The 9115-nt window shown below is 62.4% G+C and carries 8 protein-coding genes; 1 reads left to right on the forward strand and 7 read right to left on the reverse strand.

Going from position 1 to position 9115, the window contains the following annotated elements; genetic code table 11:
- Nucleotides 1-1175: GGDEF domain-containing phosphodiesterase (locus EOA22_RS15985; protein WP_164755488.1), on the forward strand; the 1175-nt coding region annotated here is incomplete at its 5' end.
- Between the two features lie 68 nt (nucleotides 1176-1243).
- Here the strand turns inward: EOA22_RS15985 and EOA22_RS15990 are convergent.
- The 7 genes from EOA22_RS15990 to infB form a co-directional block, all read right to left on the reverse strand.
- Complete coding sequence (locus tag EOA22_RS15990) at nucleotides 1244-2263, reverse strand: class I SAM-dependent methyltransferase (protein ID WP_063169995.1); 1020 nt, start codon at nucleotides 2261-2263, stop codon at nucleotides 1244-1246.
- A gap of 100 nt (nucleotides 2264-2363) precedes the next feature.
- Nucleotides 2364-4511: a polyribonucleotide nucleotidyltransferase gene (gene pnp, locus EOA22_RS15995; RefSeq protein ID WP_013527890.1), complete on the reverse strand. Its 2148-nt coding sequence runs from the start codon at nucleotides 4509-4511 to the stop codon at nucleotides 2364-2366.
- 278 nt (nucleotides 4512-4789) lie between these two features.
- Nucleotides 4790-5101, reverse strand: a complete 312-nt coding sequence (gene rpsO / locus EOA22_RS16000) for a 30S ribosomal protein S15 (RefSeq protein ID WP_269470859.1) — start codon at nucleotides 5099-5101, stop codon at nucleotides 4790-4792.
- Nucleotides 5102-5240: 139 nt separating this feature from the next.
- A complete protein-coding gene (gene corA / locus EOA22_RS16005) occupies nucleotides 5241-6335 on the reverse strand; it encodes a magnesium/cobalt transporter CorA (RefSeq protein WP_063169994.1) in 1095 nt (364 codons plus the stop codon).
- A 44-nt stretch (nucleotides 6336-6379) separates the two neighbouring features.
- On the reverse strand, nucleotides 6380-7375 hold the full coding sequence (truB, locus tag EOA22_RS16010) for a tRNA pseudouridine(55) synthase TruB (protein ID WP_013527892.1): 996 nt from the start codon (nucleotides 7373-7375) through the stop codon (nucleotides 6380-6382).
- Nucleotides 7375-7815, reverse strand: a complete 441-nt coding sequence (gene rbfA / locus EOA22_RS16015) for a 30S ribosome-binding factor RbfA (RefSeq protein ID WP_024503464.1) — start codon at nucleotides 7813-7815, stop codon at nucleotides 7375-7377. Before rbfA ends, truB begins: the two co-directional genes overlap by 1 nt.
- Before the next feature lie 125 nt (nucleotides 7816-7940).
- A partial coding sequence (gene infB / locus EOA22_RS16020) for a translation initiation factor IF-2 (RefSeq protein ID WP_127390075.1) occupies nucleotides 7941-9115 on the reverse strand: 1175 nt, incomplete at its 5' end.

The raw sequence follows: 9115 nt of genomic DNA on the forward strand, positions 1-9115 counted from the left end.
GGTTCAAGCAGATCAATGACGCCATCGGCTACAGCCAGGGCGACGAGCTGATCCGCGCCTTCACCAAGCGCTTGAAGACGTGCGTGCCGCCGCGCGCGCTGATCGGACGCATCGGCGCCGGTGAATTCGCGATCCTGCTCCCCGACAACCAAGTCGCAGGGTCCTTGGAAAGCACCATAGAGAGGCTCATCGACGAGATGATGGAGCCCTATGATCTCGGTACGCACCTGCAATCGGTCAGCCTGTCGGTCGGCATCGTGGCGATGCCAAAGGACGGTGTCGATCCCGTCCTCATCCTGCGCCGCTCCAATCTGGCGCTGCAGAACGCGCGCGCCAGCGGCGTCGGCAACTGGTCCGTCTTCCATGCCGAAATGGGCAGGGTCGCCGACCATCGCCAGTGGATCGAATCCGAACTGCATACAGCCTTCGAGCGCGGTGACTTCGACCTTCATTACCAGCCGCAGCTCGATCTCCCGACCGGCCGCATCGTCGGCTACGAAGCGCTGATCCGCTGGCGGCATCCGGAACGCGGCATGATCCCGCCGATGGAGTTCATTCCGATCGCCGAGGAAACCGGCATGATCGGCCCGATCGGCGAATGGGTGCTGCGCAAAGCCTGCAGCGACGCCCGGCATCTGCCCGACGACTGCTTCGTCGCCGTCAACATCTCGCCCGTCCAGTTCATGACCAAGGACTTCGTCGGCATCGTGCGCGACACCATGACGAGCACCGGCATCAAGCCGTCACGGCTGGAACTGGAAGTGACCGAGACGGCGATGATGCAGGATCGCGACCGCGCCGCCGCCATCCTGAAGGAGCTTGCGGATATCGGCATTTCGGTCGCCGTCGATGATTTCGGCACCGGCTATTCCAATTTGAGCTACCTGATCGATTTCTCATTCGGCAAGCTGAAGATCGACCGGTCCTTCGTCAGCCGCCTCGACACAGATTCCAGCTCCGGCGCGGTCGTCTCGACCATCGTCGGGCTTTCGCGCGCGCTCGGCGTCAGCATCATTGCCGAAGGCGTCGAGACCGAAAGCCAGGCGACACTGCTCAGGGCAGCCGGCTGCGAGGTGGTGCAAGGCTACCTGTATGGCAGGCCCGCCCCCCTCAAGATCAGGGTCGGCGACGTGCATATCACCGATGAGGTCCGGCGCGTTGCCAATCTGCATTGAGTGCGACGCGATATCTGTTTTTGAGCATGATCTTTTCCGAAACCGGTATCCACTTTCGGGATCATGCTTCAACGACGAGCGGAAAGCACCTTGAACATGCCGTCACGAGCGAGTTCGGCATGGCTCGAAAAGACAGCCGCCAAGATCGGTTCGTAGGGAAGCTGACGGTTGGCGACCATGAACAGCCGCCCACCCGGCTTCAAGGCCTTGGCCGCCGCTCGGATCATGCCGGCGCCGATCTCCGGCTCGGCCGCCCGGCTGCGGTGAAAGGGCGGGTTCATGGCAATCGCGTCGTAGCGCTTCTCGACTGGTTCCTTCAGCAGATCGATCCAGAAGAAATTCCTGGCGGTCGGCTGGCTGACCGCTGCCAGATTGAGCTTCGCGGCTTCAAGCGCGGCGAAATCGGCCTCATAGAGGTCGAGCGCCTGAACGCCGGGGGAGCGGGCGGCGATCTCGGCCGCCACATAGCCCCAGCCGGCGCAGAGATCGGCAATGCTGCCACGCAGGTCATTGGGCAGGTTCTCGACCAGCAATTTCGATCCGGTATCGATCCGGTCGAACGAGAACATGCCGGGCGCGGTGTGGCACCGGCCTTCAACCAGCAGAGCGGGGTTGGCAGCGCGCAATTCTTCCGCGGCGGCCAGATCGGCGGGACGTCGCAGCCAGAAGGCAATGCCGTGATATTTGGGCAAATGGCCTTCAAGCGGCACAAGCTCGTCAACGCGCTTGCGCAGGCTGGCAATGCCATCGTCCTTGCCGCCGGCAATGACGACCAGGCCGCCCGGCGCCACGCACTCAAGCGCCTGCGCGATGCGCACTTCGTTCAAGCCGCGATGCCGGCCGGCAAGCACAAGTGCCATATCGAAGCCATCGCCTTCCACTTGCGCGGTGACGACGAAGCCAGACGCCTGCAGCACGCTAAAATGCGGCCGGAAGCCCTGTACGAGGTGAAGCGTCGCCTCAAAGCCTTCAGGCAGGCGAAAACCCGGCTCAGCGCCGAAAAACAGGGCGCGCGTGCCCTTTCCCGGCAAAGCAACAGCCTCCGCCTCGAAGGGATGGAAAAGCGTCTTCAACGGCTCGGCGGACATTGTTCGATCTCGACTTGTCTAAGCGCTTTGAAACCCAGGCTGAAAATGAAAACGGGCGCGACATAAGCCGCGCCCGTTTCGATTCATGATCTCAGACCAATCAGGCGGCGTTTTCTTCGCCTTCGGTCTTCTTGTCGCGGGCGAGTTCCTTGCCGGTGGCCTGGTCGACGACCTTCATCGACAGGCGGACCTTGCCGCGCTCGTCGAAGCCCATCAGCTTGACCCAGACCTTGTCGCCTTCCTTGACCACGTCCGAGGTCTTGGCGACCCGGTCGTTGGCAAGCTGCGAGATGTGGACGAGGCCGTCACGCGGGCCGAAGAAGTTGACGAAAGCGCCGAAGTCCGCGGTCTTGACGACCGTACCTTCGTAGATCTCGCCGACTTCCGGCTCGGCGACGATGGTGTGGATCCACTTCTTCGCCGCCTCGATCTCCTTGGCATTGGACGAAGCGATCTTGACCGTGCCGTCGTCCTCGATGTTGATCTTGGCGCCGGTCTTTTCGACGATCTCGCGGATCACCTTGCCGCCCGAGCCGATCACGTCACGGATCTTGTCGGTCGGGATGTGCATCACTTCGATGCGCGGTGCGAACTCACCCAGTTCCGAACGCGCGCCGGTCAGAGCATGCGCCATCTCGCCGAGGATGTGCTGGCGGCCATCCTTGGCCTGGTCCAGCGCGATCTTCATGATCTCCTCGGTGATGCCTTCGATCTTGATATCCATCTGCAGCGAGGTGATGCCGTTGGCGGTGCCGGCGACCTTGAAGTCCATGTCGCCGAGGTGATCCTCGTCACCGAGGATGTCGGATAGAACGGCGAAACGCTCGCCTTCCTTGATCAGGCCCATGGCGATACCGGCGACGGGCTTGGCCAGCGGCACGCCGGCATCCATCAGCGCCAGCGAGGTGCCGCAGACGGTGGCCATCGACGACGAACCGTTGGACTCGGTGATCTCCGAGACGACACGCAGCGTGTAGGGGAACTGGTCGGCGCTCGGCAGCATCGGGCGAATGGCGCGCCAGGCGAGCTTGCCATGGCCGATTTCGCGGCGACCCGGCGAACCCATGCGGCCGGTCTCGCCGACGGAATAGGGAGGGAAGTTGTAGTGAAGGAGGAACTTCTCCTTGTACATGCCGGTCAGCGAATCGACATACTGCTCATCCTCGCCGGTGCCGAGCGTGGCAACGACCAGCGCCTGGGTCTCGCCGCGGGTGAACAGCGCCGAACCGTGGGTGCGCGGCAGGACGCCGACTTCGGAGACGATCTTGCGGACCGTCTTGAGGTCACGGCCATCGATGCGCGAACCGGTGTCGAGGATGTTCCAGCGCACGACCTTGGCCTGGAGTTCCTTGAATACCGAACCGATCTGCTCGGAAGTGTACTTGGCATCTTCGCCTTCGGCCGGGGCAAACGCTGCCTTGACCTTCGCCTTGACGGCGTCGACGGCGGCGTAACGCTTCTGCTTGTCGACGTTCTTGTAGGCGTTGCTGAGTTCGTCGCCGACGATCTTCAGCATCTCGGCTTCAAGCGCGGAATAGTCCGGCGCGGTGAAGTCGCGCGGCTCCTTGGCGGCGACTTCGGCCAGCTTGATGATGGCGTCGATGACCGGCTGGAAGCCCTTGTGGCCGAACATGACGGCGCCGAGCATCAGCTCTTCGCCCAATTCCTTGGCTTCGGACTCAACCATCAGCACAGCGTCGGCGGTGCCGGCGACAACGAGGTCGAGCTTGGATTCCTGCATCTCGTCGACATGCGGGTTCAGAACGTATTCGCCGTTGATGTAGCCGACGCGGGCGCCGCCGACCGGGCCCATGAAGGGGACGCCGGAGAGCGTCAGGGCGGCCGAAGTGGCAACGATCGACAGGATGTCGGGATCGTTCTCGAGATCATGCTGGACGACGGTGACGACGATCTGGGTGTCGTTCTTGTAGCCGGAGGCGAAGAGCGGGCGGATCGGGCGGTCGATGAGGCGGGAAACCAGCGTTTCCTTCTCGCTCGGACGGCCTTCACGCTTGAAATAGCCACCCGGGATCTTGCCGGCGGCGTAGGTCTTTTCCTGGTAGTTGACGGTCAGCGGGAAGAAATCGAGGCCGGGCTTCGGCTCCTTCATCGAAACGACGGTGGCGAGGACCTTGGTCTCGCCGTAGGTGGCGAGCACCGCGCCATCAGCCTGGCGCGCGATCTTGCCGGTTTCGAGGATGAGCGGACGACCGCCCCATTCGATTTCCACTTTGTGGTGATTGAACATCTCTTGTCCTTAATATGAGGAAAGGGCCGCGCCGTTTCACGGTGCGCGGAGATGCCCTTTCCCTGGCTTCCTTTCTCGGGCAGCCACGGGCAAGACAACGGGAGGCTCGGGTGATTTCGGCGCGGTGCGCGCGCGAGCGTCCTGCAATCCTGCCCCATGACCGTCCATGGGCGGTTTCGAGTGCCCTCTGCACGATCGAAACCGGGTCTGGCCAGTCGATACGACTGGCAGAATGCGCGACCGGCGGGCTCTCCTTCGAAAGCCCGCCGGTCAATTCGTCAACGACGCAGACCGAGCTTCTCGATCAGCGTCTGGTAGCGCGCGTCGTCCTTGCGCTTGAGATAATCAAGCAGGCTGCGGCGCTGGGAGACGAGAGCAAGCAGACCACGGCGGGAATGGTTATCCTTCTTGTGGTCCTTGAAATGGTCGGTCAGGTTCTTGATGCGCTCGGAAAGGATGGCCACCTGGACTTCCGGAGACCCGGTATCGCCCTTGGCGGTTGCGAATTCACCCATCAATTCCTGTTTGCGCTCGGCAGTAATCGACATCGTGTTTTTCCTTATCTGTTTGAGGAAACGGGTCGCCCTCAGCCGGGATGTCGTCCAGCAGGGGCCGGTGCAAGCAAAGCGTCATAGCGCTAAGCTGCGGCGCATATAGTGCAATTCCCCGGAAAACACCAGCCCAATTCACAAGCCGGCTTTTCAGGCCAAAATGGCAGGTTTATCCCTGTCAAAGCCATTTCTTCCATTTGAAGAAGGCGATCAGCCCGAACGCGACAAGCGCCATGAACAGCAGCGACAAGGGATAGCCGTAGTAGGCCTTCAGTTCCGGCATGTTCCAGGGCGAAGACTCCGGATCGAAATTCATGCCCCAGATGCCGACCAGGAAGGTGAGCGGCATGAAGATGACCGAGACGATGGTGAGATAGCTGATAACGTCGTTGGTGCGCGCCTGGCTCAGCGACAGGTGCATCTCGATCAGGCCGGTCAGCATATCGCGCTGGGTCTCGACCAGCTCGATCAGCCTGAGCGCATGGTCGAGCGTGTCGTTGAGGAAGATCTTGGTCTCGGCCTTCACATAGGGCACATCGTTGCGGATCAGCGTCGCCAGCGCATCGCGCATCGGCCACAGCACGCCTTTCAGCACGTTGGCGTCACGCCGCAATTCATGCAGCTGCCGCATCTGGTGTTTGTGCGGCGAATGCAGCATCTGGTCCTCGATGCTGTCGACCATGTCACCGGCGGCCTCGATCGGCGGAAAATAGCTGTCGACGATGGCATCGATCAGCGCATAGGCAAGATAGTCGGCGCCGCGGGCGCGCAGCCGGTTGGGCGCCGAACTTTCAATGCGCTTGCGCACCGGATCGAATGGATCGCCTTCCCGCTCCTGGAAGGTAACGACGAAGTTGCTGCCGAAGAAGACGGCGATCTGCTCATAGCGGTGCGAGGTGACATCGTCGATCATCCTGACGACGACGAAGGCATGGTCCTCGAAGAAGTCGACCTTAGGCCGCTGGCCGGTGTTGACGACGTCCTCCAGCGCCAGCGGATGCAGGCTGAAAATGCGGCCGATCTCCTCGATCAGCGGGATGTTGGCGAGGCCGGTGCAGTCGAGCCAGAGGACCGGCCATTTGTGGCAATGGGTGTTGAGGTCGTCGATGCTGGCATTTTCGATAGTCTTGAATTTTTCGGGCGAGATCAGCGTCAGACGCAGTTCCGAGCGACGCGCCGACGGGTCGGCGATCAGCGTGCCGGGCGACGCACCGACCGGCGGCCGCCGCGTTTTCGCCGGTGCCCGCGTCTTCACGGTCTCAGCCTTTGCCATATTCCCCTCGTGCGAGTCCTCGCCTCGACATTAGACGACAGGAATCAACCGGCAAAGACCCGCTTGGGCTTGAACATGCCTTGCTCAATGGCACCGATGGCGACCAGCTTGCCGCGCGCCGTGGCGCAGGCTTCTTCGGCTTCCACCGGTGCGTCGCGGCCGCGGATGATGACCGGGTTGCCGAGGCGGATCTTGGTTGCCGCGTCATCGCTGATGGCGATCTGCGGCAGGCAATCGAGGGCAGCCGATGTGTCGACCAGAAGCGCATCGATGGCGTCGAAGTCGATTGGCGCTTCCACCTTGTCGGCAGCCTCTGCCTTGTCAGCGGCTTCTGTCGTGTCCGAGCTGTCGACCTCCTCCACACCGAAACGGGCGGCTTCCAGTTCGGCGATGGTGACGAAGTCTTCCGAGGTGAACGGCTCGACCTCGACCCGGCGCAATTCGGAGATGTGACCGAAGCAGCCGATGTCGCGGCCCATGTCGCGGGCCAGCGAGCGCACATAGGTGCCCTTGCCGCACTCGACCTCGAAAACAGTATGGTCGGCGCCATGCTCGACAACGTCCAGACGGCCGATCTCGATCTCTCGCGCGGGTATGTCGACCGTCGCGCCGTCGCGGGCCAGATCATAGGCGCGCTCGCCTGCGATCTTGATGGCCGAGAATTGCGGCGGCGTCTGCATGATGACGCCGGTGTATTTCGGCAGCAGGGCGAGCACTTGGGCTTCCGACGGACGCAGGTCGGATTCTTTCGTCACCGGACCTTCGAGGTCATCGGTCGAACGCTCCTGTCCCCAGGCAACGGTGAAGCGATAGATTTTGGCGCCGTCCTGCACGTAAGGCACGGTCTTGGTAGCCTCGCCAAGCGCGATCGGCAGCATGCCGGACGCCAGCGGGTCGAGCGTGCCTGCATGGCCGGCCTTTTCCGCCTGGAACAGCCATTTGATCTTGGAGACGGCTTCGGTCGAGCCCATGCCGACCGGCTTGTCCAGGATCAGCCAGCCCGAGATCGGCCGGCCCTTCTTCTTGCCGCGACGCGCCACTATTCGGTGTCCTTGTTGTCGTCTTTGTCCTGGTCTGCGTTTTCCTGGTCCTCAGGACCCAAATCGCGCGCCACTTCCGGCGATTTCAAGAGGTCGTTGATCCTGGCAAAATTGTCGAAGGAGGTGTCGAGCTTGAAGCGGAACTCCGGCATGAACTTCATCTGCCGCAGCGCGCCGGAGACACGGCCACGGACGAATTTCGCATGCTTGTTCAACGCCTCGACCACCGCATCGGCATCTTTGGCGCCGAGCGGCGAGACGAAAGCGGTAGCGACCTTCAAATCGGGCGACATGCGCACTTCCGAGACCGACACCACGGTGTTCTCGATCAGCGGATCGATGATCTCGCCGCGCTGCAGGGTTTCGGATAGCGCATGGCGCACCTGTTCGGCGACGCGCAGCATGCGCTGGGATGGGCTGGATGCGGTTGGACGGGGCATTTTTCTCAATCCTGAAAGCGTGAGGCGCGGGATGGAACCGTGCCGCATGTCTCATATGGGCATTCTCAATAGACTTGGGGCGGCGGCCTTTCGACCACCGCCCGGTATGGACAAGTCACTCGAACTCAGAGTGTCCGGGTCACCATCTCGACGCGGAAGCACTCGATGACGTCGCCGACGCGCATGTCCTCGTAGTTCTGGAAGGCCATGCCGCACTCCTGGCCGCCGGGGACTTCCGAAACTTCGTCCTTGAAGCGCTTCAGCGTCTTCAGCGTGCCTTCGTGGATGACGACGTTGTCGCGGATCAGGCGCACGCCCGCACCACGCTCGACCTTGCCTTCGGTGACACGGCAGCCGGCGATCTTGCCGACCTTGGTGATGTCGAAGATTTCGAGGATCTGCGCATTGCCGATGAAAGTCTCGCGACGCTCCGGCGACAACAGGCCCGACAGAGCCGCCTTCACGTCATCCACAAGGTTGTAGATGATCGAGTAGTAGCGGATCTCGATGCCAGCCGCCGCTGCAGCGGCACGTGCCTGGACGTTGGCGCGGACGTTGAAGCCGATGATCGCGGCACCCGAAGTCTCGGCCAGCGACACGTCGCTTTCGGTGATGGCGCCGGCGCCAGCATGGACGATGCGTGCACGCACTTCGTCGGTACCGAGCTTGTCGAGTGCGGCGTTGATCGCCTCGATCGAGCCCTGCACGTCGCCCTTGATGACCAGCGGGAATTCCTTCAGCCCGCTTGTCTGCAACTGCGACATCATCTGCTCGAGCGAACCGCGCTGGCCGGCATGCTTGGCAACCGCCTTCTCGCGCGCCAGACGCTGGCGGTATTCGGTGATCTCGCGGGCACGGGCCTCGTTGTTGACCACGGCGAAGCGATCGCCGGCCTGCGGGGTGCCCTGCAAGCCAAGCACTTCCACCGGCATCGCCGGCGGCGCTTCCTTGATCTGCACGCCACGATCGTTGACCAGCGCACGCACCCGGCCCCATTCATTGCCGGCAACGAGGATGTCGCCCGGCATCAGCGTGCCGGTCTGCACCAGCACGGTGGCAACGGGACCACGGCCCTTGTCGAGCTGGGCCTCGATGACGACGCCTTCGGCGGTACGGTCCGGATTGGCCTTCAGGTCGAGAATTTCGGCCTGCAGCAGGATCGCCTCGAGCAGTTTGTCGAGATTGGTGCCCTTGGTCGCCGACACTTCGACGTCCAGAACTTCACCGCCCATGGATTCGACGAAAACCTCGTGGCGCAGCAGTTCGGAGCGCACCTTCTGCGGATCGGCATCATGCTTGT

This window comes from Mesorhizobium sp. M7A.F.Ca.US.014.04.1.1 (assembly GCF_003998745.1).
Lineage (GTDB): Bacteria > Pseudomonadota > Alphaproteobacteria > Rhizobiales > Rhizobiaceae > Mesorhizobium > Mesorhizobium ciceri.